The sequence below is a fragment of the Mesorhizobium sp. B3-1-8 genome (assembly GCF_006439495.1).
Lineage (GTDB): Bacteria > Pseudomonadota > Alphaproteobacteria > Rhizobiales > Rhizobiaceae > Mesorhizobium.
This window is the reverse complement of the sequence record NZ_VFTK01000039.1, coordinates 26,474-51,020: the sequence shown is the minus strand read 5'-3', so window position 1 is coordinate 51,020 and position 24,547 is coordinate 26,474. Positions and strand designations below refer to the sequence as shown.

Here is a 24,547-nt window from a genome sequence, read left to right as displayed (position 1 = left end):
GGCACAAAAGACAGGACCATGCCCATGGTTCGCGCATTCCCTCTCGGTTTCCCCGGAGCACAACGCAACGCCTCCAAAGTTGATTAAGAGGCGTAGAGGGTTAACGGAGCGCTAACGGATCGCGGCTAATTTGATGTTTGTTTTCCTGAAGGTGCGAAACCGGCCCGGCCGGATCGTGCGGTTCGGGAGTGTGTCGAGTGTCGGGCGTATCCTCCGTGTCATCTTCGGATTTCAGGCAAATCGCTATTCGGACCGAAGCTGGAAAGGCCGAAAGGCTGTTCCGCGCCGCGGTGTCGGCGTTCTGCTCGCTGACGCGCCCGTCGCGCCGCGAGATCGCCCAGCTCGAAGACCTGACGCTGCCGCTGTTCGACGAGGTGTCGGTCGAGTCGCGCCGCTATGTCGCCGCGGCCCTTTCCGAATGTGAATATGCCCCAACCGCGCTGGTGCGGCGGCTGGCCGAAGAGCCGGTCGAGACCGCAGCACCCCTGCTCACCCGCTCCAACGCGCTGAGCGACATCGACCTCATCGCGCTGATCGGCCGGCACGGGCTGCCGCACGCGCGCGCCATCGCGCGCCGCAAGGAGCTCAACCCGACGATCGCCGACCTGATCCGCGCGCTGGAAAGACCGGCGCTGGTCAAGACGCGGCCGCCCGAGACGGTCACCAGGCTTGCGCCGAAACCGGAGGTCATAGCCAAGGCGGACGCCGACCGCACCGCGCACGGCGAAGCAGCAGAGAACGCGCGGCGCCGCCTGCGGTCGATGATGCGCCCGACCGGTGACAGCGCCGACGTCAACACCTTCCTCGGCCAGCCGGCCTATGTGAAACTGCGCGAGACGGCGCTGACGGGGAACGCGGCCTTCTTCCAGACCGCGCTTGCCGACGCGCTGGATATCGACTTCGCGACGGCCCGCTCGGTGACCGGGCAGTCGAGCTATGCCGCGCTGCTTGCGGCGCTGCGGGCCCTCGATCTCAGCGAAGACATGGCATTCCTGATCGCGGTCGCGGTCTATCCCGGCGAGTTCCCGCATCCGCAGGCGATCCGCCTGTTCCTCGACCGCTACCGGCTGCTGCATCGCGAGGCGGCGCTGGACAAGGTACGCGCCTGGAAGGCCGAGACTCTTTCACGGGCGATCCGCGGCAATGCTGCCGCTGCGGTAGACACCGAGAGCCGCGAAGCCTCGAACAGCGACGAGGCGAGCGCCGGCCTCAAGGCGTCCTGACGCGGTTAGTCCGCCTTCACGGAAAGAAGCTCTTCGACGGGAATGGTCCCGCCCTCGATCTCGACCACCCAGATGTCGGGATCGAATTTCTTCTCCCGCTCCAGCCGCGCATCGAAAGCCGAGCCATCGTCGCTCGCACCGAGCATGGCGAAGAAGCGCTCATCGGGCTTGGCCGAATGGTAGCTCGTCTGCGGCGCCGGCCCGTAAAGGGCCACCTCTCCCATCCGACCTCGCGAAAGCACGAAGACAGCGCCGGCCTCGGTCGCGCCGCGCTTGACGATTGCGGCAAAGCCGCCGGCGCCGAAGACGCGGCGCACAAGGGCCGATACCCAGAGATCGGCGGTTACGCGCATGAGAGGTTTCCGGATGCCACTCAAGCATCTAACAAATCTTGTTAGAGTTTGTGAAGACCGCTATATAAATAGCGATGAAAAGCCAAGCAATGCGCACCCTCACCATATCGCTTACGCCGAAACAGGCCGCGCGTCTGCAGGATGCGGTCGAGAGCGGCAACTATGCCTCGAACAGCGAAATCGTCAGGGAGGCCCTCAGGCTGTGGGAGCACCGCGAGGAGCTTCGTGTGCGCGAACTCGCGCAGTTGAAGCAGGCTTACGACGAAGGGATGGCAAGTGGCGAAGGTCAGGACGTCGATCGCCGGGCCTTTCTCCGCGCTCTGAAAGCCGAGCGCACGGAACGTGGCTAGCTATCGACTTACATCTCGCGCGGAACAAGACCTCAAGAACATTTGGCGCCATATTGCGGCCGACAGCGAACGGGCGGCGGATGGCCTCGTAGAGCGCATTTTCGACAGACTGGAGCTCGCCTGCAGTCATCCCAATATGGGGGTTGCCCGGCCAGAGTTGAGCGCCACGGCACGTATTCTCGTGGAGGGTCGATATATCGTTATCTACGAGCCAATGGACTACGGCATCCTGGCTGTGGCCATTGTTCACGGGATGAGAGACCCGATCATTGGCTCGAATAGACAGCTTTCGGACGCCGCCGCTCAGTTCGTCAGGCCGATCTCGCGCATCTTGACGTAGACCGCCTCGTCCGGCTCGCCGGTTTCGGGCAGCCCGAAGAGCGCCTGGAATTCCTTGATCGCGGACTTGGTGCGGGCGCCAACCTTGCCGTCGAGCTGCATGTCGCTATTGCCGAAAGCCTTCAGGCCGGCCTGGATCCTGACGATGCGGGCGTCGGGAGACAATGTAGGGTCACTGGCCGGGGCCGAGACCGGAATTGCCGATGGCTTGGCCGACGGCGTCGCGGCTGCCGCGTCGGCCGGCCGTGGCGCCGGGTGCGGGATGGCCGCCGTGGTCTGGCGAGCGCCAAGCTGGTCGAGCAGCGCCGTGTCGATCTCGCCCGAGCCGGGCAACCCGACTTTCAACTGATAGGCCTGGATGGCCTTGCGCGTGGCCGGTCCGGTGAGACCATCGACCGTGCCGTCGTAGAAGTTGAGGTCCTTCAGAATGCCCTGCACCTGCTGGACGACCGGATCCGGCTTGGCCACCGGCTGCGCCGGCGCCTGGCGCACGATGTTGATGGTGGTTTCCGGTTCGTCGGAGACGGTGTGCGGGAAATTCACGATGGTCCGGGTGGCGAAGAAGGCGCCGGTATGCGGAAAGGGCTGATACCAGAGCGCGTTGGCCGAGACGTAGAACAGCGTCACCAGGAAAGCGGTCGAGCCGCCGACCAGGACCGGATTGCTGGCGATCAGCTGACCGACGGCAACCGCGCCCTCGGCAAGGGCGCCGCGCTCTGGTTCGATCACCTTAGGCCGTTTTGCGGAGCGAGCCATTGCTGTCCCCATCTGCATCCCCCTTCGGCTTGGCCGCCGGCATGGCCAGCACGCCGGATGGCGCACCCGAACGCCGCTTCGGCCCGTTCACCGGCAGGCCGATCGTCACCGTGGTGCCCTCACCCGGCGCGCTCTCGATCGACATCGTGCCCTCGTGCAGCGCCACCAGCCCCTTGACCAGCGACAGGCCGAGCCCGGTTCCCTCGAAACGGCGCGTGTAGTCGTTCTGGATCTGCATGAACGGCTTGCCGAGATTGGCCATGTCCTCCTCGGCGATGCCGATGCCGGTGTCGCTCACCCAGAAATGCAGGTGCGAGCCGACACGCTTGGCGCCGATCACCACGCTGCCGCCATCGGGTGTGAACTTCACGGCGTTCGAAGCGAGATTGATCAGGATCTGCTGGACCGCCCGGCGGTCGGCATTGATCTCGCCCGCATCCGGGGCAATCTGCGTGGCAAGAACTATGCTCTTGGCGTCGGCCAGCGGCCGCATCATCGAGCGGCACATGTCGACGGCCTCGACGAAGCGGAACGGCTCCAGCTCGGTCGCGTAGGCACCCGCCTCGATGCGCGAGACATCGAGGATCGAGGTGACGACGGACAAGAGATGCTGGCCGGATTCCCTGACCAGGCCGACATATTCCTTCTGGCGCGGATCCCTGAAGGCGCCGAACATCTCATGCAGCAGCATGTCGGAAAAGCCGATGATGGCGTTGAGCGGCGTGCGCAGCTCGTGGCTGACCACCGCCAGGAAGCGGCCCTTGGCCACTTCGGCGGCCGCAGCGGCCTCCCTGGCTTCCGCAAGCTCGTCGCGAAGTGCCGCCACGTCGTCGTTTTCGCGCAGGACCAAGGTGAAGACGTCGCGGTCGACTTCGCCGCGCAGCAGATCGAGGCTGAACGGGCGGAAATTGTCGGTCGCGCCGGAACCCTCGCGCGGCAAGCGGACGCGCAGATCAAGCCGGCGCTTCGGCGCGCCCTCGCGCATGTCGGCCAAAGCGGTTAGATAGGCGACGCGGTCGGAAAGATGGACGCGATCGAAAAGGCCGGTGCCGAGCAGGAGCTCCGGCGCCAATTTGAGGGTCGAACGCGCCCGGGCGGACGCGTCGAGCACTTCGCCCTGGCGACCGACGCGCAGCACGACAGCGTCGATGACGTCCTCAAGACGATCGCCGGCAGCCTCCGCCATCCGCAAGCCGGCCGGGTTGGCGATGGCGGCGGCCCGCGGCACCAGCGTCAGCGCCCAGGCGAGCGGCAGCAGCCAATGCCAGGTGGCGATTTCGCCGAGCGGCAAGACCTGCCCGGCAAAGGGCTGCAGCACGATGGCGGCAAGCGCCGCCAGCGCGCCCCACAGCGCAGCGCGCCGCGACCCCGAGACCCACCAGGTTTCGACCGGCAATGCGACGGCAAGGAGTGCCGCCGGCGAGGCCAATCCGCCCGCCGCCGCGACGGCGCCGGCAAGGGCAAGGCCGCCGAGCGCGACCGCCATGCGGCCGGCAAGCGCCATGTGGCCGGTGGCGGCCACCAGAAGCGCTGCGAACCAGCACAGGCCAAAAGCGGCAAAGATCGCCGCTACCGTGACGGCCGCGCCGAGACTCGCGGTGACGAGCGTGACCGCCGCACCCGCGGCAAGGAAGGGCGCGGCGAGCATGACGCCGATGAAGCGACGCTGGCGCAGGCGTTCCGCCTCACCCGTCACGGTCGGGTGAACCATGCGCTCGCAGCCGGCGGCAACCGCGCCAGGCAATTGAACGTATCTGGCTGAAATCGAACTCAACGCACGCGTACCCGGTCGTAAAAAACGCCTGCCTGGCAGGTGACTCGTCAATTGGCTTGAAACTCGCATCCAGCGTTTAAGGAATGGATAAGGCTGGCGAAGCCGGCGCCCGCCCCAGGACAAATATTGTGATGCTGACCCCGCAAAGCACGCCGAGTTGCCGCCATGGTAAACGGCGGGTTAGCCGCGAGGCCTGTGCCAAAACGAGCCGAAACTTGACACGACTAATCTCTGTCGGTAATAAAATCGAGTAATTACAATATGATATATGGTTATCGTAAAGTTAATGTGGTCGATGAGATTCGAGACAAGTCCGTTTCAAAACCAATTCCTTTCGAATTTGCCTAAAATTTGAGGAAAATTCGCGGCTTCGATGCAAGCCGTCCTTTGCGTGACCGTGCCACTATCGTGCCCATAAAAGAGGTCATGCCGATGGATGCATGATCCGTCACGGATGGATGCATCGTCCATCGCGGATGAGAGGCAAGTAAGATGGGCTTTCTGATCAGGATGGCTTTCTGGTTTTCGCTGGTGCTGCTGGCGCTGCCGCTCGGCGTCGGCCCGGGTGAAGACGGCCAGCAGAGCGTCGGACCGATCCAGGCGCTGTTTGCGGCGCGCGAGGCGGTCGGCGACATTGCCGGGCTGTGCGAACGCAAGCCCGATGTCTGCGAAACCGGCAAATCGGCCATGTACACCATCACCGTCCGCGCCAAGGAAACGGCCAAGATCGCCGCGGCCATGATCGACGACCAGCAACAACCCGGGCAGGCAGGCGCGCCCGAGACGAAGGTCGCGGATGGTTCCGTCACGACCACCGGCAGCGTCGCCGAGGACATCGTGCTGCCCGCCAAGGTCAACATTCCGGTGATGCTGACCGCCAAGAACTGAATTCTTTCCAGCCGTTCGCTCGGTTGATTGGTTTTGGCGCAATTCCGGGCGGAGGGCTACGGCGAAGTCGCCGAGCCTAACCGCTAGCACTTTTCCTGGAATTGCTCTCTCTTTGGTTTCGGCGCAGTTCCGGACAGAGGGCTACGGCGAAGTCGCCGAGCCTAACCGCTACGCACTTTTCCTGGAATTGCTCTCTCTTTGGTTTCGGCGCAATTCCGGACGGAAAACCGCTACGCACTTTTCCTGGAATTGCTCTAACGCCGCGGGCCCGTCCGACCTCTCGACGCCCGCGGCGTCTTTCTTTTTCCGTGACGCGGCCGGGCCGGGTCACTATATGCGGGGCAATGGCCACCCCGATCCAGACCATCCGCGACGACTTTTCCCTGCTCGACGAGTGGGAGGACCGCTATCGCTATGTGATCGAGCTCGGCGAGGGCCTGCCGGCCTTTCCCGAGGCGGAGCGCACGGCCGCGAACAAGGTGCCTGGCTGTGTGAGCCAGGTGTGGCTCACCACCGAGCAAGGAGCGGGCGCCGATCCGGTGATCAGCTTCCAGGGCGATTCGGATGCCCATATCGTGCGCGGCCTCGTCGCCATCATGCTGGCGCTGTTTTCGGGCAGGCATGCAAGCGAAATCCAGAACACGGACGCCGAAGCGACCCTGAAGGAACTCGGCCTCGACGAGCATCTGTCGCCGCAGCGCGCCAACGGTCTGCGTTCGATGGTCAAGCGCATCAAGCGCGACGCCGAAGCAGCGCTCAAGCAGACGGCCTGATCCGGCCGATATCGCTCCCATCAAGAAAGCAAAACGGCGCCGCAAGGGCGCCGTCGAACTGCTTGACGAGATGAGACCAATCAACGGCCCTTGCGCTTGCGGCCCAGACCCATCTTCTTGGCGAGCTGCGAGCGGGCGGCCGCGTAATTGGGGGCGACCATCGGATAGTTGGCATCCAGGCCCCACTTCTCACGGTACTCTTCCGGCGTGAGATTGTAGTGGGTCATCAGGTGCCGCTTCAGCGACTTGAACTTCTTGCCGTCCTCGAGACAGACGATGTAGTCGTCATGGACGGAGCGCTTCGGGTTCACAGCCGGCTTCTGCTTCTCGCCCGACGGCTGCTCCGGCGAGCCACCGACGCGACCCAACGCGGCATGGACGTCGGCGATAAGGTTCGGCAGTTCCCCAACCGGCACCGGGTTGTTGCTGACATAGGCGGCGACGACATCGGCGGTCAGCTCGATCAGCGCATCACCGTTTTTCGAAGGTGTTTCGACGATTTCCATAGTGCTAAGGCCCCAACGAGAGTTTGTTTCTAAAACTGCGCCCTTTTTGTGGGATCGGGCATCGCGCGAATTTCGTGCAGGAAAGCCTGCGATTCGCATCGCCTTATCTTAATGACGCCGCGTTGCAAGTAAGTCAATTCGCATATTGACTTATATTCACCGATATTCATCAAATATTGCTGATTCAGCTTCAAAAATTCGTGCGCCGTGTAACTTCGTGAGATTTTTCTGGTCAGACCAGCATGCCGTGACGTCACGTCATCCGTGTGTTAGACATCCGATCGCCGCTCGACACGGCGTTCAATGCTTGGCCAATGCTTGGATGCCTGTCGCGCCGGCGCGACAAATCCTGCGGGGCAACAAAGCGCAAGGGCGCCGCCCTGCCGATCCGGAACCCTGGGTGAACGATACCCCCTAGTGAGGCGCGATATATTTGCCGTAGACCCAACCGGTGACGAAATGGCCATTTTGCGCCGGGTCGTGCCATATCTCGCACCAGCGATAGCGGATCGCCTGGCGCTGCTTCCATTGCGGCTGGCGGGCGATATCGAGCAGGTTCGCGCCGCCGGTGCAGCGGCCGGTCATCTGCCGTTCGGATAGGCGGCCTGTTTTTGCGATGCGTTGGACGGATACTTTCGTGCATTGAGCGTGTCGCCGAACGGCACGCCCGCCACTTGCCAGGCGGCAAAGACGGTTGCATGAGACTGACTGGAAAAAGCCAGACCTGCCGCGAGGACGGCGACAGACATTGCGGTAGAAACACAGGATTTCATCTTTCCCCCTTCGACTTAGCTTCTATAGACCACCTTGAACCGCGCACCTTGAACCGCCGCTGAGCGGCGTGTTCATTCGTCATTCAAGCAAATTCCGCAGCGAGACGTAATGACCAGAGCTTCCGCATTGACTTCCGCCTTCCCGGCCGCCAACCCGCCGACGCCCGAGAAACACCCGGTTTCCGACACGCATCACGGCATCACCCGCGGCGACGACTATGCCTGGATGCGGGCCGACAACTGGCAGGCCGTTTTCCGGGATCCTTCCCTCCTCGACGGCCGCATCCGCGCCCATCTCGATGCCGAGAACGCCTATCAGGCGGCGCTGATGGCCGGCACTGCGGACCTGCGCGGCAAGCTGTTTGCCGAGATGAAAGGGCGCATCAAGGAGGATGACTCGACGGTGCCCATGAAGGACGGGCCTTATGCTTATGGCTCTTCCTTCCGGCTGGGCGGCGAGCAGCCGCGCTATTTCCGCACGCCGTGCGGCGGCGGCGCCGAGGAGATCCTGCTCGACGGCGATAAGGAAGCTGAGGGCAAGGCCTATTTCAGGCTCGGCGGCGTCGACCATTCGGCCGACCATGGGAAGCTGCTGTGGGCCTTCGACGACAAGGGTTCGGAGTTCTTCACGCTGCGCGTGCGCGACCTTGCGAGCGGCAAAGAACTTGCCGACCAGATCCCGGATACGGGCGGCGGCGGGGTGTGGAATGCCGGCGATGGCGGCTTCTTCTACACCCGTCTCGACGACAATCATCGCCCGTCAAAAGTGTTCTTCCACGCGCTCGGCGACAAATCGGAGAATGACCGGCTGATCTACGAAGAGACCGATCCAGGCTTCTTCATGGATGTCGGCGGCACGCGCGCCAATGACTGGATCATGATCGGCATCAACGACCATGAGACTTCGGAATACCACCTGCTGCCCGCCAATGATCCAGCGGCCGAGCCCAAGCTGGTGGCGGTGCGCGAGACCGGCCTGCAATACGACCTGGAAGAGGGCGGCGACGTCTTCTTCATCCTCACCAATGCCGACGGCGCCAAGGACTTCAAGATCATGACCGCGCCGGTCGACAATCCGGTGCGCGCCAACTGGCAGGAACTGGTGCCACACGAGCCCGGCCGGCTGATTCTCTCGGTGCTCGGCTTCAAGCATCATATGGTCAGGCTCGAGCGCAAGGACGGACTGCCGCGCATCGTGGTGCGGGAGCGCGCCAGCGGCGAGGAGCATTTCATCTCCTTCGACGAGGAAGCTTTCTCGCTCGGCCTCTCCGGCTCCTACGAATACGACACGGAGACGATGCGCTTCACCTATTCGTCGATGACCACGCCGGCGCAGGTGTTCGACTACAATATGCGCAGCCGCGAGCGCGTGCTCTTGAAGACGCAGCAAGTGCCCTCCGGCCACGATCCAGAGCACTATGTCACACGCCGGCTGATGGCGCCCGCCGCCGATGGCGAGTTGGTGCCGATCTCGCTGCTCTACCATCGCGACACGCCGCTCGACGGTTCGGCGCCCTGCCTGCTTTACGGCTACGGCTCCTACGGCATCACCGTTCCTTCGGCCTTCAACACCAACTGCCTGTCGCTGGTCGACCGCGGCTTCGTCTATGCCATCGCGCATGTGCGCGGCGGCAAGGACAAGGGCTATGGCTGGTACGATGACGGCAAGCGGGCGAAGAAGATGAACACCTTCACCGATTTCATCGCCTGCGGCCGCCATCTCGTCGCCGAGCGTTACACAAAGCACGACCGCATCGTCGCCCAGGGCGGCTCCGCCGGCGGCATGCTGATGGGGGCGATCGCCAACATGGCGCCGGAGGATTTCGGCGGCATCGTCGCCGAGGTGCCGTTCGTCGACGTCCTCACCACCATGCTCGACGCCAGCCTGCCGCTGACGCCGCCGGAATGGCCGGAATGGGGCAACCCGATCGCCTCCGCCGCCGACTACGCTACGATCGCGGCCTATTCGCCCTACGACAATGTGGCGGCGCACGACTACCCGCCGATCCTGGCGCTGGCGGGCCTGACCGATCCGCGCGTCACCTATTGGGAGCCGGCGAAATGGGTGGCGCGGCTGCGCGACCGCAAGGCAGGCGGCAACCCGGTGCTGTTCAAGATCAACATGGAGTCCGGCCATGCCGGCGCGTCGGGCCGCTTCTCGCGGCTGGAGGAGATCGCCTACATTTACGCCTATGCCTTGAAAGTGACCGGCAAGGCCTGATTTTCCGCTCGCAATTGGTTAGGGCGCGCGTTACCCAATGCCGCCCTTTTTTGACATGGCTTCTCCCGGCCGCGACCATTCACCCGCAAGGATCCTCATGCTCCTCGTCGACACGTATCTCGACAAATCCGCCATTCAGGGCATCGGCGTCTTCGCCAGGAGCCACATCGCCAAGGGCACGCTGGTCTGGAAGCTCGACCCGAGGTTCGACCGCCGTATCCCGGTCGACACCTACGAGGCCCAGATCGGCCCGGTGAAATCCTATCTCGACCGCTATTCCTATCCGGACCGGCACGATCCGAGCTTCATCGTCTTCGAGGCTGACGACGCACGCTACATGAACCACGACGACGACCCGAACTGCGACGTCTCGTCGCCCGAGGAGACCTACGCGCTACGCGACATCGCGCCAGGCGAAGAACTGACCTGCAACTACAACCACTTCTTCGAAGGCGGCTTCGATTTTCTGGGCGATCGCCACCTGTAAAGGTTAACTCGCCGGCTTGCGCGCCGGATAGCCGTTGGGGTGCGGCGGGACGGCCTTCAGATAGGCGGCGATCGCGGCGCGGTCATCGGCCGTCAACTGCGCCATGTTGCGCTGCACATCGACCATGGCGCCGCCGACGGAATCGAAATCGGGCGTGAAGCCGGTCTCGAGGTAATTGGCGATGTCGGCCTCGGACCAGTCCTTGATGCTCTTCCCGTCGGGGGTGATGTTGGGCACGACGCCCGAGCCTTCGGCCGCCACGGCGCCTGCCAGCCACTCGCCTTTCCTGACGCCGCCGGCGAAATCGCGCGGCGTGTGGCATTCGCCGCAATGGCCGGGTCCCTCGACCAGGTAGCGGCCGGCCAGCACCTTGTCCGGCGTGCCATCGGGCAGCGCGATCACCGGTTCGGGACTGAGATAGAGCCGCTTCCACAGGCCGATGCCGCGGCGGATGGTGAAGGGGAAGGAAAGCTTGTGGTCCGGCGCCTTGCCGGCAACCGACGGCAGCGTCTTCATGAAGGCGTAGAGATCGGCGATGTCGGCCGGCTTCATGCGCGCGTAGGAGGCATAGGGAAAGGCCGGGTAGAAATGCTCGCCCGAGGGCGAGACGCCCTTCAGCATGGCGTTGGCGAAGTCCTCCTCGCTCCAGGCACCGATGCCGTCCTTCTGGTCCTGCGAGATGTTGGGCGGAACGAAGGTGCCGAACGGCGTCTTGAGTTCCAGACCGCCGACGAGTTCGAGACGGGCGTCGCCCTGGGCGCCCGGCTTGGCGTGGCAGGAGGTGCAGCCCCCCGCGTAGAAGATGCGCTTACCCTTGGCGGCGTCGCCGGGGCCGAGCTCAGCGACGGTCGCGGCGTCAAGCCTGGCCGGCGCCGACAGGACCCAGCCGGCGGCAGCCGCGGCGCCGCCAAGCACGATGACGGCGCCGACAAGCTTCTTCAGCCAGGCCATTTAGGCGATCAGCTCTTCTTGATCCGGTAGGTCTGGTGGCAGGTGCCGCAATCGCCGCCCAGCGTGTTGAGTTGCGCCTTCAGCGCGTCGACATCGGCCGGCGGGGAAGCGACCGCGGCCTTGGCATCGGCCAGGAACTTGTCCCCGGCCGCCTTGAAGCCCGCCATGTCTTCCCAGATCTTCGGCGCGGCCGTGGTGTCGCCCTTGTCGGAGCCGGCCGGGAACAGCTTGTCGGCGTCGAACTTCTCGGCATTGGCCTCCAGGGCCTGCAATGCCGTCAGCACCGCGGCGGCGTCAAAAGGCTCCTCGCCCTTGACGACCTTCGAGATCTGCCCGGCGAGCTTGCCGCGTTCCTTCATCAGGGCCTGGCGATCCTTGATCGGATCGGCATAAGCGGCCGAACCGGCGAAGGCGAGCAAAGAGATGGCGATGACAAGCTTTCTCATTCAATTGGCTCCACGGTGAAGGAAGAGGGTACGCGAGTGAGGCATTTCACCGTTCAAGGTGAAATGCTCTATCTCCTGGTTGGGGCAATTCCGGACGGAAAACCGTTCCACACTTCTCCTGGAATTGCTCTGGACGTTAACGGGCGTGGCGGTGGGATTATTCCCCGTCGTCGTGACGATTTTGCCGGATTTCTCTACCGAAAAAGAAAAGCCCCGGCGAACCGGGGCTTCTCATCAAAATCTTTTAGCCTTTGGCCTTTTCATAAAGCTCCAAGACGTGGTCCCAGTTGATCAGGCTGTCGACGAAGGCTTCGAGATATTTCGGCCGCGCGTTGCGGTAGTCGATGTAGTAGGAGTGCTCCCACACGTCGACGCCGAGGATCGGCGAGCCGCCATGGACCAGCGGGTTCTCGCCGTTCGGGGTCTTGGAGATTTCCAGCTTGCCGTTCTTGACCGAAACCCAGGCCCAGCCGGAGCCAAACTGGGTGGTGCCGGCGGCGATGAAATCCGCCTTGAACTTGTCGTAGCCGCCGAGATCGCTGTCGACCGCCTTCTGCAGCGCGCCCGGCAGCTTGTTGCCACCGCCGCCCTTCTTCATCCACTTCCAGAAATGGATGTGGTTGTAATGCTGGGCCGCGTTGTTGAAGAGCCCGGCATTCTTGCCGAAGGACTGCTTCACGGCCTCTTCGACCGACAGGTCGCCCATTCCGGCCTCGGCCGCCAGCTTGTTGCCGTTGTCGACATAGGCCTTGTGGTGCTTGTCGTGGTGATACTCCAGCGTCTCCTTCGACATGTAAGGCTGCAGGGCCTCGTAGTCGTAAGGCAAAGCGGGCAACTCAAAAGCCATGGATGGTACTCCCTCGAGGAAAAAGTCCGGTGATATTACCGAGCTAAGATAGGTCTGGAATGGGTTGGGGCAACTCCAGAATGGAGCGCCGAGCGACTTTTAGAGCAATTCCGGGAAAAGTGCGAAACGGTTTTCCGCCCGGAATTGCGCAAAAATGACGAGGAGGAGCTGTTCGCCGTTTGGGTGAAACGGTGAAACGCTCCGGCGGCTCAGGCGGCGGACGTCGAATGCGCCCATTCCCAATAGAGCTCGCGCGCCTTCTTGGCGACCGGTCCGGGCTGCAGATCGCGGTTTTCGATGCGGGTGATGGGCACCACTTTCGAGTGGTTGCCGGTCGAGAAGATCTCGTCGGCCTCAAGGAAATCGCGAACCGACAGCGTCTTTTCGGTGGCCTTGAAACCGTAGTCGCCGAGCAGGTTGATGGTGCGCGAGCGGGTGATGCCGGAGAGGAACGTGCCGTTCGGGGCCGGCGTCATCACATGGCCGTCCTTGACCAGGAAGATGTTGGAGGTTCCGGTCTCGGCGACATTGCCCAGCATATCGAGCACCAGCGCGTTGTCGAAGCCGCGGTTCTTGGCCTCCAGGATGGCGCGACCGTTGTTGGGGTAAAGGCAGCCGGCCTTGGCGTTGGTCGGCATGGTCTCGATGGTCGGGCGCCGGAACGGCGAGACGCCGACCGAAAAGCCGGATGGCGGGATCATCGGCGATTCGTAGAGGCAAAGACAGAAGCGGGTCGAGGCCGGATCGGCCGGCACGCCCATATAGCCGCCATGCTCGGCCCAATACATCGGCCTGATATAGACCGCCGTCTTGCCGTCGAATTTCTTCAGGCCATCCCAGGTCAGGCCGACGATCTCCTCGGCGGTCATGGAGGGTTTCAGGCCAAGCGCCGTCGCCGAGGCGTTGACGCGGGCGGAATGAAGCTCGAGGTCGGGCGCCACGCCCTCGAACCAGCGGCCGCCGTCGAAGACGCTGGTGCCCAGCCACATGGCGTGGCTGCGCGGCCCGAGAATGGCGACGTTGCCCTCGTACCAGTCGCCGTCCACATAGGTCCAAGTCGCGGTTTGCGCCGCCGCCGCCAGTGTCATGTTCGCCGTCCAAATGAGTGATTTCAGGCCGCCATAGGACGATGCTTTGAGGGCCGGCGTCAACCGACATGGCCAAAAATCGTTGAGGCCAGCGATACTTACAGAGCGTCGCCCGAAACGGATCGGGCAACGCCCGGTAAGTCTTTTGTTTGATGCATGTCGGTTTCCCAAACCGCGACACACTTTTGGCGACATGCATTATTTGTTTGATGCATGTCGGTTCCCAAAACCGCGACACACTTTTGGGCGACATGCATTAAAAGCGCAATCAGCGCTTGCACGGGGCGCATCCTCGCCTCAAAACTCTCGTTATGCATCATGCGGCCTATGTCTTCGACGCCTATGGCACGTTGTTCGACGTGCACGCCGCCGTGCGCCGGCATGCCGGCGAGATCGGGCCGGACGGCCAGCTTCTCTCCGAAATCTGGCGCGCCAAGCAACTCGAATATTCCTGGGTGCGGACGCTGATGGGGGGCGCTTACGCCGATTTCTGGCAATTGACCGAGCAGGCGCTCGACTTTGCGTTGCGCAAGATTCCCTCGGCCGATCCGGCGCTGCGGACGAGACTGCTCGAAGCCTATTGGCGGCTCGACTGCTATCCGGAAGTGCCCGCCGTGCTGAAGGCGCTCAAGGCCTCGGGCGCGAAGCTCGCGATCCTCTCCAACGGCTCGCCCGAAATGCTCGACGCGGCGGTCAAGTCCGCGGCGCTCGACCAGATCCTCGACGACGTGTTCTCGGTCGACCAGGTCAAACGCTTCAAGACCGACCCGTCGGTCTACGACATGGTGGTCACCGGCTGGCGGCTCTATCCGGGTGCGGTGTCGTTCCAGTCGTCGAACCGCTGGGACATCGCCGGCGCGACCAAGTTCGGTTTCCGTACGGTCTGGATCAACCGGACCAACCAGCCGGATGAATACCGCGACTTTCAGCCGGGCTTGATCCTGCCTTCGCTCGAAGGTCTCCTGGCAGGCGCCTGAGACCTCTGTTGCTGCAGCGCAACAGCTGTGGCGCGGTCACAGCTTCGCCTTTTTCTGTCCACCCTCAGGCCAGAATTGGAACCGCCTATCGCCGCCGACTGTTATGAATTGCCGTCGGCGACGTGCCCGCGGATTCATGCTTTCTTGCGAATTAAGACCTAGAAAAGGCAACCATGTCAGACGCTTCCTTCCGCCTCAGCCGCCGTGGCTTCCTCAATTTCACAGCCCTTGGCGCTGCTTCGGCCGCCGTGTCCGCGTGCACCACCACTGGTCCGGGCCCCGCTCCCATCCAGCCGCCACCGCCGGCCTATGTCGAGCCGCCCCTCGGCGATTACGAGACGATGTATGGCGCAATGTCGGACAATGGCTTCGACCTGCCGGCCATCCCGGTCAACAAGATCGATCACAAATTCTTGCGCCAGATCGTCCCCGATCCGACCGGACAGCGCCCGGGCACCATCGTCGTCGATACCACCGGCCACTTCCTCTATCTGGTGCGCGAGGGCGGCCAGGCGATCCGCTACGGCGTCGGCCTCGGCCGCGCCGGCTTCGAATGGTCGGGCGACGCCGTCGTGCAGTGGAAGCAGAAGTGGCCGAAATGGACGCCGCCGGACGAGATGGTCGCCCGCCAGCCGGAACTGACCCAATACAGCGCCAAGAATGGCGGCATGACGGGTGGCCTGAAGAACCCGCTCGGGGCGCGTGCGCTCTATCTCTTCCAGGGCAACCAGGACACGCTCTACCGCCTGCACGGCTCGCCGGAATGGTGGTCGATCGGCAAGTCGGTGTCGTCGGGATGCGTGCGTCTGATCAACCAGGACATCATCGACCTCTACGACCGCGTTCCGACCAAGACGCCGGTCATCGTGACGGCCAATGTCGGCGCGCCGGAAGAGGACTTGCCGGAACGCAAGGCCATCCCGATCGACAATGGCGTGCCGACGGGCTCCATCCTGCTCGGCCCGGTGAAGAAACTTACCAACGAGATTTTCTAAGCGGTTGGTTCGTCAGCGGTGCTCGGCCAATATGGTGGCCAGCACGGCAACGCCGCGCCGCAACGCATCCGCATCAAGCCCGGCATAACCAAGAATGAAGCCGGCCGTTTCCGGACGCGGCCCGCCCGGATCATAGAGTGGCGACACCGCATAAAGGCCGATACCGGCGGTGCGGGCCGCAGCGATGATGGCCGGTTCGCGTCCAGCATCGATACCGTTCATCCAAGCAACGACATGCAGGCCAGTCTCGGCCCCGGCGACGGTAACCCGCGACCCCAGATGTTCAGTCAAAGCCTGCAGCAGGATGTCCCTGCGCTCGGCGTTCTTCCTGCGAATGCTGCGCACGTGGCGCTCGTAGGCGCCGCTCGCCAGCAACTCGGCCAGCACGTCCTGTTCCAGCATCGGAGCATGCCGGTCGGTCAGGCGCTTGGCCTCGCCGAACGCCCGGCGCAGGCTGGCGGGCACGACGAGATAGCCGAGCCTCAAGGTCGGCGAGAGCGTCTTGGACAGCGTTCCGACATAGATGACGCTATCCGCGTCGAGCGCCTGCAGAGGCGGGATCGGGCTGATGTCGTGACGGTATTCGCCGTCATAATCGTCTTCCACAATATAGGCCCCCGTGCCGGCGGCCCAGGCCAGCAGCGAACGCCGCCGCGTCGCCGAAAGCACGCCACCGAGCGGAAACTGGTGCGAAGGCGTCACATAGGCGAGACGGGCCGGCGGCAGCGTATCCGTCCTTAGCCCATCCGCGTCGACGGCAACGGGCACGGCGACGCCTCCGGCCGCCACGAAGGCGTGGCGTGCCAATAGATAGCCGGGGTTCTCGATCACAAAGGGGTCACCGGGGTCGAGCAGGAGCCGCGCGCAGAGGTCCAACCCCTGCTGCGAGCCGTTGACGATGACGATCTGGTTTGGCGTGCAACTGATGCCGCGAGCCCGCCAGAGATAGGCCTGAAGCGCGTTGCGCAGAACGGAAGACCCCTGAGGATCACCATAGCGCAGCCGCGCGGCGCGCCGCAGGATCGCCTTGTTCGACGCGCGCCGCCAGGCCAGCACCGGGAAGTCCGCACCGGACAACTCGCCATAGCGGAAATCCGCAAGCTTGGCTGGTTGCCCTTCCGTAGGCGCAGGCAAGGCCAGCAACCGTCGTGCGAATGCCGAGAGGTTGCGTGGCGAAGCGGCTGCGATGGGCGCCTCTCCCGACGCCCTCTCCAACCCCGGAGCAACGATGGCGCGCGCACCATGCCGGATGATCAGATAGCCTTCGGCGTCGAGCTGATTGTAAGCGGCCGTCACCGTGGTTCGCGAGGCGCCCCACTCGGTCGCAAAAGCCCGCGTCGACGGCAGGCGATCGCCTGGCCGATAGGCGCCGCTGTGGATCTGCTCCTTGATCGCCGCGATGATCCGCCGCGCGACGCCGTCCTGCTCCAACTGGACCACCAAAAACCTTCAGAACTGGATGTTCCAAGCAAGCCAGACATCCGGCATCTTTTCTTGGAACGCAAGGAGTTTTGCCATGTACACACCGCCCGCCTTTCGCGACGACGATCATGAGAGCCTCACCGCCACGATCCGCGCCGCGCGGCTGGCAATCCTGGTCACCGCCACGGCCGATGGCCCGCTGGCGACGCCTCTGCCGCTTTTCCTCGATGAGAACGAGGGCGAGCACGGCGTGATCTACGGCCATGTCGCAAAGGCAAACCCGCAATGGCGCATGCCGCCACTGGGCGACGGCCTGGCGATGTTCATGGGCCCGGACGCCTATGTGACGCCGGCCTGGTATCAGACCAAGCAGGAGACCGGGAAGGTGGTGCCGACCTGGAACTATGTCGCCGTCCACGCCCATGGGCCGATCGAGTTCTTCGAGGATGCCGCCAGGCTGCTCGAGGTGGTGACCCGCCTGACCAACCTGCATGAGGGCGAGCGCGCAGCACCCTGGGCCGTGTCGGACGCACCGGCGGATTTCATCCAGTCGCAGCTGAAGGGCATTGTCGGCCTGCGCATGCCGATTACGAAGCTCGAAGGCAAGCGCAAGATGAGCCAGAACCGCAACGCGGCCGATCGCGCCGGCGTCGTGTCCAGCCTGTCATCGAGCGAGCGGCCGTCCGACCGCGAGGTCGCTCCGCTCATTCCAGTGTGAAGACTGGCCGGTGTGAAGACCGGCCGGTGTGAAGACTGGCCGGTCTGAAGACTGGCCGGAGTGAACCCGGCCCTGCACTTTCAAGAGAGTCCATCATGCCGGATTTGACCCAGTTCGCCTTGTACTTCGCCGCGGCATTCCTGCTTGCCATTACACCGGGGCCGGGCATCTTCTATGTCGCCGCACGCACGCTGGCTGGAGGACGCGCGGAAGGCATTGCCTCGAGTTTCGGGACGGGCCTCGGCGGCATGGTCCACGTGCTTGCCGGCAGCCTGGGTGTTTCAGCTATCGTGCTCGCCAGCGCGGAGCTGTTCACGGCGCTAAAGCTGATCGGCGCCCTCTACCTCGTCTGGCTGGGCTTCCGCACCTTCCAGTCCGCGCGCAACGAGGCAAAGACGATGCTGGAAGGCGAGACGCTATCGCCTGCCGTCGGCACTGGCCGAGCGTTTCGCGAAGGCGTGCTGGTCGAGGCCTTGAACCCAAAGACCGCCGCCTTCTTCCTGGCCTTCATTCCGCAATTCGTGAACCTGGGCGCCGGCCACGTCGCCCTGCAATTCATGGTCGCCCTGCAATTCATGGTCCTTGGCTTCATATCGGTGACGCTCAACACTGTGGCCGATGTCGTGGTCGCTTTTGCGGCGAGCCGCATCCGGCAAGGCGCGGCCGGGCGCGCCAGCACAATACGCCGGCTGCGGGAGGCCTCCGGCTGCGCTATGATCGCGCTCGGCTTGGGCCTGGCCATAGCCAAGCGCCCCGCCCTTTGATTGCCCGGCGACGTTCAGCGGACGGTCGACGAGGCCTCGACGATCGCGTCGATGGCCACGACGTCGCATCTGTTGCACAACGCATGCCTATGCGACAGATGAAGCAGCCATTCGGGCCGAAAGGAATTCCATGCAACCGGTTGCCAGCCGCCCCGATCCGGTCGCGATTGCCGTGGCGCCAAATGGCGGCCGGCGCACGAAGGCCGATCATCCCGCCTTGCCGATCACACCGGATGAGTTGGCGCATGTGGCCGCGGCTTCGCTCGACTCGGGCGCCGCCATGATCCATGTCCATGTCCGCGACCGCGACGGACATCACCTGCTCGACGCCGAAGCCTACCGGACCGTAACCGCGGCGATCAGGGCCAGTGTCGACGAACGGCTCGTCGTCCAGATCACCAGCGAGGCACTGGGCATCTATCGGCCCGAACAGCAGATGCGGGTGGTGCTGGAAGCGCGGCCCGAGGCGGTTTCACTGGCCCTGCGCGAGTTGTTGCCCGACCAAACTTACGAAGCGGGTTTCGCCGCATTCCTTGAAACGCTGCGCAGGGAAAAGATCACACCGCAGGTCATCCTCTACACTCCCGAGGAGGCAACCTATCTCGCGATGCTCGCGGGCCGCGGCCTGATCCCCTTCGACAATCTGCCGGTTCTCTATGTGCTCGGCCGCTACGCGGTTGGACAGACGTCCCGCCCGGCCGACCTGCTGCCTTTCTTGGCCCCGGGCACTGCCGCTGCAAGCCATTGGATGGTCTGCGCCTTCGGCAACCAGGAGACGGCGTGCGTGACGGCAGCCGCGCTGCTTGGCGGGAACGCGCGCGTCGGGTTCGAGAACAATCTTTTCCTGCCCGATGGAACACCGGCTTCGGGAAATCAGGACCTCGTCGCGGCCACCAAGCGATCAGTCGAAGCCTGCGGGCTCACACTCGCCAATGCGGACACGCTTAGAGGCCAGTGGGACGCCGCCTGAAGGGCGCGCGAGCGGTTGATCGCCAAAATGGACATCGAGATCGGCTGATCGCACTTCAACGCTAGAGATCCACCGCGGCCTTGAAAGCGGCAAGCTCCTCGTCGGCGATCGGCACGACGTGCTGCGGCTCGGGATAGGCGCCGGTGCGCACGTCGGCGATGAACTCGCGATAGGCGGCGATGCGCTCGCGCTGCAGCCGCTCGAATTCGGCGGCGAAGTTGCGATAGGTCTTGGCGTGGCGCGGCTTGTGCCCGGCGGTGTGGCCAAGCACGTCCTCACTGAAAAGATATTGCGCGTCGGCATGGGGGCCGGCGCCCATGCCGAGCATGATCATCGGCGTGTTCCTGGTGATCAGTTCGGCGATGCGGTCCGGCACCACTTCCAATTCGGCGCCGAAGCAGCCGATGGCTTCGAGGCGTTTCACGTGGTCCCGCACCCAGCGCGCACTCTCGGCCGTCCTGCCGACGGCCTTGAAGCCGCCGGTCCAGGTGCATTGCGAGGGGATGAGGCCGACATGGGCGATGATCGGCACGGCGTTGTCGCAGAGCGTTTTCTGGATATCGAGCGAGGCGGCGCAGTAGAAGCAGTCGCCGCCCATGCGCGTAAAGTGATAGGCGGCGCCGAGATAGTCATGCGCCGAGACCAGGTCGCCGGCAGGCCCATAGGGAAGCCCGACCTGGACGAAGCAGCGGCCCGCGGCCTCGCGCATCTCAGGCGAGAAGAAGCGTCCTTCGATCGACAGCATGTCGACGCCGGCAGCGTTCGCCGCCGCCGCCTCTTCGAGCGAGGTGACGTAGAGCATCGAAATCTTTTGTCCGCGCGCCTTCATGGCGCGGATGTCGGCGACGGTCGGCCGGTTGTTCTTGGTGACCATTTTCGTTCCCTCAGATGGTGAAAGCGTTGCGGAAGGCCTCGAGCGCCGCTTCGGGATCGCCGGAAGCGAACGCTTCCATGCCGACCGGCCCGCGATAGCCCATATCCTTCAGCGCGCCGGCGATGCCGCGATAGTTGATCTCGCCGGTGCCGGGCTCCATGCGCCCCGGCACGTCCGCCACCTGGACCTCGCCGATCCATGGCAGGCAGGCGCGGCAGAGCTCGATCAAATTCCCCTCGCCGATCTGTGCGTGATAGAGGTCGAGGTTGAGGCGCAGGCCCGGCCGGTTGACGCTCGACACCAGCGCCAGCGTGTCCTCGGCGCGCGCGAAGGGCACGCCGGGATGATCGACCGGCAGATTGAGGTTCTCGAGCGTGAAGGTAACGCCTTCCGCTTCGGCAAGATCGGCGACGCGGTTGAGCGTGTCGCGCGCCTTGAGCCACATCGCGCCGGTGACCGTCTCGCGCGGGCTGACCGGCAGACCACCTTCGCCCAGTCCAGTGCCATGCAGGTTGAGGCGTGCCACGCCAAGGCGCTTGCCGACGGCGGCCGTCTCCTTGGCTGTCTTCAGGAGTTCTTCCGCGCCTTCATCGTCGGCGAGCCGGCCGCGCAGATAGCCGTTCATGATCGAGAAGGTGGCGCCGGATTTTTCCAGCATGGCGAGATCATGCTCCGGCCAGTTCCACAGCCCGATCTGGAAGCCCAGTTCGGTCAACCGCCTGACGCGGAATTCCATCGGCCGGTCGCGCCACAGCATTTCGGCGCAGGCGGCGAGGATAAAGGTGTCGGACATGTCAAATCTCGATGTGCACGCGGCCGTTCTCGACCTTGGTCTTGTATGTCTTGAGGTTCTCGCAGGCCGGCGGCGTTTCGACTTCGCCGGTGGTGAAGTCGAAAACGGACGCGTGCTTGGGACACTCCACCGTATTGCCCATGACAAGACCGTCGGCAAGGTGGATCGCCTCGTGTGTGCATAATCCGTCCGTACAGTAGTATTCGTCCGCATCGTTACGGAAGATCGCGAAGGTGCGGCCGCCATTCTCGAAACGCTTGGCTTCCTCGGCTTCGATTTCGTCAGCGGCACAAGCGTCGACCCAGGGCATATACGTCTCCTCAGATATCTTGCGGTTTGAAGTCTGCGGGAGCCGACGGCATCACGCCCTGGAGCAGCGCGACCGACTTTTCGAGCCCCTCCAGCGAATTCAGAAGCACGTCCTCGTGCTCGATGGAGAGCCAGCCATCATAGCCGGCCATCTTCAGCCGATAGCAGAACTGCCGCCACCACTCCTCGCCATGACCGAAGCCGAGCGTGATATAGCTCCAGGAGCGGGCCGGGATGTCCATCAGGCTGCCATTCTCGAGCAGCGAGGTCGTTGCCTGAACGGGCCGGTTCAGCATCGTATCCTTGGCATGCACGTGATAGATGGCCTCGCCCAGCGTTTCGGCGGCGGCGAGTGGATCGGCGCCCATCCAGAACAGGTGCGAGGGGTCGAGATTGGCGCCCACGATAGGTCCGACCGCTTGTCGCAACTTCAGCAGTGAGGGCACGTTGTAGACGCACTGATTGCCGTGCAGCTCGAGCGCGATGCGCTCGACCTCGTTTGCCTTTGCCAGCGCAGCGATCTCGGTCCAGAACGGGATCAGCTTTTCTTCCCATTGATATTTGAGGATGATCTGCGTTTCCGGCGGCCAGGACGAGACAACCCAGTTCGGCATGCTGTCGCCGGCGCTGCCGGCAGGGAGGCCGCTCATGGTGCAGACGGTGCGGATGCCCATCTCGCCGGCGACGCGGATCGTATCTTTCAACGCCTCGCCCTGGGCCGGATCGGTCGGATGCAGCGGATTGCCATTCGCATTCAGGCTGATGATCTCCAGCCCGCGTTCCTCGAACGCTCCCATAAAGCGTCTCTGTGCTTCCCTGTTGCCCAGCATCGATGCGAGACGGAAATGGGGGGCGGTCGACCAGCCGCACGTGTTCACCTCGATACCGGATACGCCCATGCGCTGGGCATGATTGAGCACCGCCTCGAACGGCAGGTTGCCGAGACTGTCTGAAACGAAACCCAGCTTCACGCGTAGAACTCCGGCTTTGCAATCATCTGGACGGGCGTTCGACGGCCTTCCTTCAGCGCCACCACGCCAGCTTCAGCAACGACGGCAGCGCAATAGCCGTCCCAGCAATCCGACGCTGTCACGGGAAAATCGCCAGTCATGGCGAAGCGCAGGAAGTCTCGGTTCTGGCGGCGGTAGGCATCGTAGTAACGGGTCCGCCAGTCGGCGTCGTAGCTGGTGCTTTGGGTAAGCGCGGACTCAGTGCGGGTAAAGGCAACATTGTTGGTCGCCAGGGCGCCCCGTTCGCCGACCAGTTCGGCACGCACGTCATAGCCATAGGCGGCGTTGTTGTTGATCTCGATGTTGACCAACTGGCCATCCACGGTTTCCAACACCATGACGACAGGCGCAACACGCGCGTCCGAGCGTCTCGGCTGGAATGCGGAGATGGCGGTGTATTCAGTGCCGAGCACATAACGCACGACGTCGAATTCGTGCGGGGCGGAATTGGTGATGGCCATCGCGCCGGTGAAATCGGCGGCCGGCGTTTCGACGTTGCGGTGGAAATTGTGCATCATCAACGCCCGGCCGAGACGGCCGTCTTCCAGCGCCCGCTTCATCTCCTGGTAGGAGCGGTCGTACCGGCGCATGAAGCCGAGCTGGACGAATTTCGCCCCGGCTTTCTGTTCGGCTGCCATCACCGCAATGCAGTCAGCCGGGGCTTGTGACAGGGGCTTTTCGCACAGTACCCGCTTGCCGGCGCCAATGCAGGCCATCGACAGCGGCGCGTGCGTGAAATCGGGGCTGGCGATGATAACGGCGTCCACATCCTGCCGCGCGATGGCGCCCTCGGGATCGGTGGCAACGTCGTTGGCGCCGCATGCATCAGCGACGAAACGAGCGCGCTGCTCATCCATGTCGCAAACCAATTGGAGGGTTGCGCCGGGCAGTTCCTCGGCGACTATCCTGGCATGATCCGCGCCCATGAGGCCGGCGCCGATCACTGCAATGCGAATTGTCATTTCTGTCCTGTTTTTGCTTTCGGGTTTACGGGATCGCGGTGAGCGGCGAGATGAAGCCGCGCCGGACTGGATAACCTCCCAAGGAAAGTCTAGTGAGCGGCTGGGATCAGGGACGGCGGATGGCCCGCATGGGTTTCCATGTAGCCTTCGACCTGGGCTTCGAGGTCGGCCATGGTCTCGCCGCCGGCCATCAGATCCGTAATCTCCTCGCGTGACTTTTCGCCCTTGCGGAAATCGGCGGCGATGGCGCCGCGGATCAGTACCGCGAAATGGTCGCCGACGGTCATGGCGTGCATGACCTGGTGGGTGATGAAGACCACCGCCAGGCCACGCTTCTTGGCCTCGTTGACGATACGCAGCACATGCGAGGCCTGCTTGACGCCGAGTGCCGCGGTCGGCTCATCCAGGATCAGCACGCGCGCTCCAAAATGCACGGCGCGGGCAATGGCGAGCGACTGGCGCTCGCCGCCCGACAGGCCGCCCACCAGGCGGTCGCCGTCGTCGATACGGGTGATGCCAAAATCCCGGACCGCTTTCACCGCTATCTCGTTGGCGCGCTTGCGGTCGTAGATCCTGAACGGCCCCCAACCTTTGGTCGGCTCGACGCCGACGAAGAAAGACCGCCCGATGCTCATCAGCGGAAACGTGCCGCCGAACTGATGCACGGTGGCAATTCCGCGCCCCTGCGCATCGCTTGGTCCGGTGAACGTAACCGGCTGACCATCCATCAATATCTGGCCGCTGGTTGGCTTGTGGACCCCGGCCAGGGTCTTGATGAGCGTGGACTTGCCGGCGCCGTTGTCGCCGAGCAGGCAAAGCACTTCGCCGGCGCGCACTCTGAGCGAAATATCGTGCAAGACGTCGATCGGTCCAAAGGATTTGTTGACGTTTCTCAGTTCGAGAATGGCAGGTTTGTCGTTCATGGCGTCATCTCTTCATCTGCAATTCGACTGCGCCAGGGTGGCATTCACCGAAGCG

At 63.7% G+C, this 24,547-nt stretch carries 29 protein-coding genes; 12 read left to right on the top strand and 17 right to left on the bottom strand.

What is annotated here, in order from left to right:
• Positions 1–215: 215 nt before the first annotated feature.
• The gene (locus tag FJ424_RS28000; protein ID WP_140658849.1) at positions 216–1,223 is read left to right on the top strand and encodes a DUF2336 domain-containing protein; all 1,008 of its coding nucleotides are present in this window, start codon (positions 216–218) and stop codon (positions 1,221–1,223) included.
• Between the two features lie 5 nt (positions 1,224–1,228).
• On the opposite strand, the gene FJ424_RS27995 is transcribed toward FJ424_RS28000, so the two are convergent.
• Positions 1,229–1,576 carry a DUF1491 family protein gene (locus FJ424_RS27995; protein WP_140658812.1) on the bottom strand — a complete coding sequence of 116 codons (348 nt, stop codon included), beginning with the start codon at positions 1,574–1,576 and terminating at the stop codon, positions 1,229–1,231.
• An 89-nt stretch (positions 1,577–1,665) separates the two neighbouring features.
• On the opposite strand from FJ424_RS27995, the gene FJ424_RS27990 reads away from it, so the two are divergent.
• Together FJ424_RS27990 and FJ424_RS27985 are read left to right on the top strand one after the other, a co-directional pair.
• Positions 1,666–1,926, top strand: coding sequence for a type II toxin-antitoxin system ParD family antitoxin (locus FJ424_RS27990; protein WP_181175226.1), 261 nt, complete (start codon positions 1,666–1,668; stop codon positions 1,924–1,926).
• Positions 1,919–2,266, top strand: a complete 348-nt coding sequence (locus FJ424_RS27985; protein ID WP_140658813.1) for a type II toxin-antitoxin system RelE/ParE family toxin — start codon at positions 1,919–1,921, stop codon at positions 2,264–2,266. The genes FJ424_RS27990 and FJ424_RS27985 overlap by 8 nt, the downstream gene beginning before the upstream one ends.
• Here FJ424_RS27985 and FJ424_RS27980 read toward each other — a convergent pair.
• Positions 2,230–3,021: a peptidoglycan-binding domain-containing protein gene (locus FJ424_RS27980; protein ID WP_140658814.1), complete on the bottom strand. Its 792-nt coding sequence runs from the start codon at positions 3,019–3,021 to the stop codon at positions 2,230–2,232. The genes FJ424_RS27985 and FJ424_RS27980 overlap by 37 nt on opposite strands.
• Positions 2,996–4,732: a HAMP domain-containing sensor histidine kinase gene (locus FJ424_RS27975; RefSeq protein WP_140658850.1), complete on the bottom strand. Its 1,737-nt coding sequence runs from the start codon at positions 4,730–4,732 to the stop codon at positions 2,996–2,998. Before FJ424_RS27975 ends, FJ424_RS27980 begins: the two co-directional genes overlap by 26 nt.
• Before the next feature lie 555 nt (positions 4,733–5,287).
• Between FJ424_RS27975 and FJ424_RS27970 the strand changes: the two genes are divergently transcribed.
• Complete coding sequence (locus FJ424_RS27970; protein WP_140643529.1) at positions 5,288–5,683, top strand: DUF5330 domain-containing protein; 396 nt, start codon at positions 5,288–5,290, stop codon at positions 5,681–5,683.
• 344 nt (positions 5,684–6,027) lie between these two features.
• Positions 6,028–6,456 (top strand): SufE family protein, encoded by a 429-nt coding sequence (locus FJ424_RS27965; RefSeq protein WP_140643527.1) that lies wholly within the window; start codon positions 6,028–6,030, stop codon positions 6,454–6,456.
• A gap of 80 nt (positions 6,457–6,536) precedes the next feature.
• Here FJ424_RS27965 and FJ424_RS27960 read toward each other — a convergent pair whose 3' ends face one another.
• The 3 genes from FJ424_RS27960 to FJ424_RS34455 all read right to left on the bottom strand — a co-directional run bounded on the left by FJ424_RS27960 (position 6,537) and on the right by FJ424_RS34455 (position 7,735).
• The gene (locus FJ424_RS27960; RefSeq protein WP_140658815.1) at positions 6,537–6,962 is read right to left on the bottom strand and encodes a MucR family transcriptional regulator; all 426 of its coding nucleotides are present in this window, start codon (positions 6,960–6,962) and stop codon (positions 6,537–6,539) included.
• Positions 6,963–7,376: 414 nt separating this feature from the next.
• Positions 7,377–7,547 (bottom strand): hypothetical protein, encoded by a 171-nt coding sequence (locus FJ424_RS34460; protein ID WP_348640139.1) that lies wholly within the window; start codon positions 7,545–7,547, stop codon positions 7,377–7,379.
• On the bottom strand, positions 7,544–7,735 hold the full coding sequence (locus tag FJ424_RS34455; protein WP_348640138.1) for a hypothetical protein: 192 nt from the start codon (positions 7,733–7,735) through the stop codon (positions 7,544–7,546). The genes FJ424_RS34460 and FJ424_RS34455 overlap by 4 nt, the downstream gene beginning before the upstream one ends.
• Positions 7,736–7,844: 109 nt before the next feature.
• Between FJ424_RS34455 and FJ424_RS27950 the strand changes: the two genes are divergently transcribed.
• Together FJ424_RS27950 and FJ424_RS27945 are read left to right on the top strand one after the other, a co-directional pair.
• Positions 7,845–9,956, top strand: coding sequence for a S9 family peptidase (locus tag FJ424_RS27950; protein WP_140658816.1), 2,112 nt, complete (start codon positions 7,845–7,847; stop codon positions 9,954–9,956).
• Positions 9,957–10,053: 97 nt separating this feature from the next.
• The gene (locus FJ424_RS27945; RefSeq protein WP_140658817.1) at positions 10,054–10,443 is read left to right on the top strand and encodes an SET domain-containing protein-lysine N-methyltransferase; all 390 of its coding nucleotides are present in this window, start codon (positions 10,054–10,056) and stop codon (positions 10,441–10,443) included.
• Positions 10,444–10,446: 3 nt separating this feature from the next.
• Here FJ424_RS27945 and FJ424_RS27940 read toward each other — a convergent pair whose 3' ends face one another.
• The 4 genes from FJ424_RS27940 to FJ424_RS27925 all read right to left on the bottom strand — a co-directional run bounded on the left by FJ424_RS27940 (position 10,447) and on the right by FJ424_RS27925 (position 13,775).
• Entirely contained in the window at positions 10,447–11,394 is a 948-nt protein-coding gene (locus FJ424_RS27940; protein ID WP_140658818.1) for a cytochrome c, read from the bottom strand.
• Positions 11,395–11,402: 8 nt separating this feature from the next.
• A complete protein-coding gene (locus tag FJ424_RS27935) occupies positions 11,403–11,840 on the bottom strand; it encodes a cytochrome c (RefSeq protein WP_140643516.1) in 438 nt (145 codons plus the stop codon).
• A gap of 244 nt (positions 11,841–12,084) precedes the next feature.
• Positions 12,085–12,687 (bottom strand): superoxide dismutase, encoded by a 603-nt coding sequence (locus tag FJ424_RS27930; protein ID WP_140643514.1) that lies wholly within the window; start codon positions 12,685–12,687, stop codon positions 12,085–12,087.
• A gap of 209 nt (positions 12,688–12,896) precedes the next feature.
• Complete coding sequence (locus FJ424_RS27925) at positions 12,897–13,775, bottom strand: branched-chain amino acid aminotransferase (protein ID WP_140658819.1); 879 nt, start codon at positions 13,773–13,775, stop codon at positions 12,897–12,899.
• Positions 13,776–14,086: 311 nt separating this feature from the next.
• Here FJ424_RS27925 and FJ424_RS27920 point away from each other — a divergent pair, with 311 nt between their 5' ends.
• Entirely contained in the window at positions 14,087–14,752 is a 666-nt protein-coding gene (locus tag FJ424_RS27920; RefSeq protein ID WP_140658820.1) for a haloacid dehalogenase type II, read from the top strand.
• Between the two features lie 173 nt (positions 14,753–14,925).
• Complete coding sequence (locus tag FJ424_RS27915; protein ID WP_140658821.1) at positions 14,926–15,747, top strand: L,D-transpeptidase; 822 nt, start codon at positions 14,926–14,928, stop codon at positions 15,745–15,747.
• Positions 15,748–15,759: 12 nt separating this feature from the next.
• Here FJ424_RS27915 and FJ424_RS27910 read toward each other — a convergent pair whose 3' ends face one another.
• The gene (locus tag FJ424_RS27910; protein WP_210239443.1) at positions 15,760–17,178 is read right to left on the bottom strand and encodes a PLP-dependent aminotransferase family protein; all 1,419 of its coding nucleotides are present in this window, start codon (positions 17,176–17,178) and stop codon (positions 15,760–15,762) included.
• A gap of 85 nt (positions 17,179–17,263) precedes the next feature.
• Here FJ424_RS27910 and FJ424_RS27905 point away from each other — a divergent pair, with 85 nt between their 5' ends.
• The 3 genes from FJ424_RS27905 (at position 17,264) to FJ424_RS27895 (ending at position 19,621) form a co-directional block, all read left to right on the top strand.
• Positions 17,264–17,887 (top strand): FMN-binding negative transcriptional regulator, encoded by a 624-nt coding sequence (locus FJ424_RS27905; RefSeq protein WP_140658823.1) that lies wholly within the window; start codon positions 17,264–17,266, stop codon positions 17,885–17,887.
• Between the two features lie 95 nt (positions 17,888–17,982).
• On the top strand, positions 17,983–18,651 hold the full coding sequence (locus FJ424_RS27900; protein WP_140658824.1) for a LysE family translocator: 669 nt from the start codon (positions 17,983–17,985) through the stop codon (positions 18,649–18,651).
• Positions 18,652–18,781: 130 nt separating this feature from the next.
• Positions 18,782–19,621 (top strand): 3-keto-5-aminohexanoate cleavage protein, encoded by an 840-nt coding sequence (locus FJ424_RS27895; RefSeq protein ID WP_140658825.1) that lies wholly within the window; start codon positions 18,782–18,784, stop codon positions 19,619–19,621.
• 61 nt (positions 19,622–19,682) lie between these two features.
• Here FJ424_RS27895 and FJ424_RS27890 read toward each other — a convergent pair whose 3' ends face one another.
• The 6 genes from FJ424_RS27890 to FJ424_RS27865 form a co-directional block, all read right to left on the bottom strand.
• Positions 19,683–20,495, bottom strand: coding sequence for a 3-methyl-2-oxobutanoate hydroxymethyltransferase (locus tag FJ424_RS27890; RefSeq protein ID WP_140658826.1), 813 nt, complete (start codon positions 20,493–20,495; stop codon positions 19,683–19,685).
• Between the two features lie 10 nt (positions 20,496–20,505).
• Entirely contained in the window at positions 20,506–21,288 is a 783-nt protein-coding gene (locus FJ424_RS27885; RefSeq protein WP_140658827.1) for a TIM barrel protein, read from the bottom strand.
• Between the two features lies 1 nt (position 21,289).
• Positions 21,290–21,598, bottom strand: coding sequence for a MocE family 2Fe-2S type ferredoxin (locus tag FJ424_RS27880; protein ID WP_140658828.1), 309 nt, complete (start codon positions 21,596–21,598; stop codon positions 21,290–21,292).
• A 10-nt stretch (positions 21,599–21,608) separates the two neighbouring features.
• Positions 21,609–22,568: a sugar phosphate isomerase/epimerase gene (locus tag FJ424_RS27875; protein WP_140658829.1), complete on the bottom strand. Its 960-nt coding sequence runs from the start codon at positions 22,566–22,568 to the stop codon at positions 21,609–21,611.
• Positions 22,565–23,569 carry a Gfo/Idh/MocA family oxidoreductase gene (locus FJ424_RS27870; RefSeq protein ID WP_140658830.1) on the bottom strand — a complete coding sequence of 335 codons (1,005 nt, stop codon included), beginning with the start codon at positions 23,567–23,569 and terminating at the stop codon, positions 22,565–22,567. Before FJ424_RS27870 ends, FJ424_RS27875 begins: the two co-directional genes overlap by 4 nt.
• An 89-nt stretch (positions 23,570–23,658) precedes the next feature.
• Positions 23,659–24,492: an ATP-binding cassette domain-containing protein gene (locus FJ424_RS27865; protein WP_140658831.1), complete on the bottom strand. Its 834-nt coding sequence runs from the start codon at positions 24,490–24,492 to the stop codon at positions 23,659–23,661.
• Between the last annotated feature and the right edge of the window lie 55 nt (positions 24,493–24,547).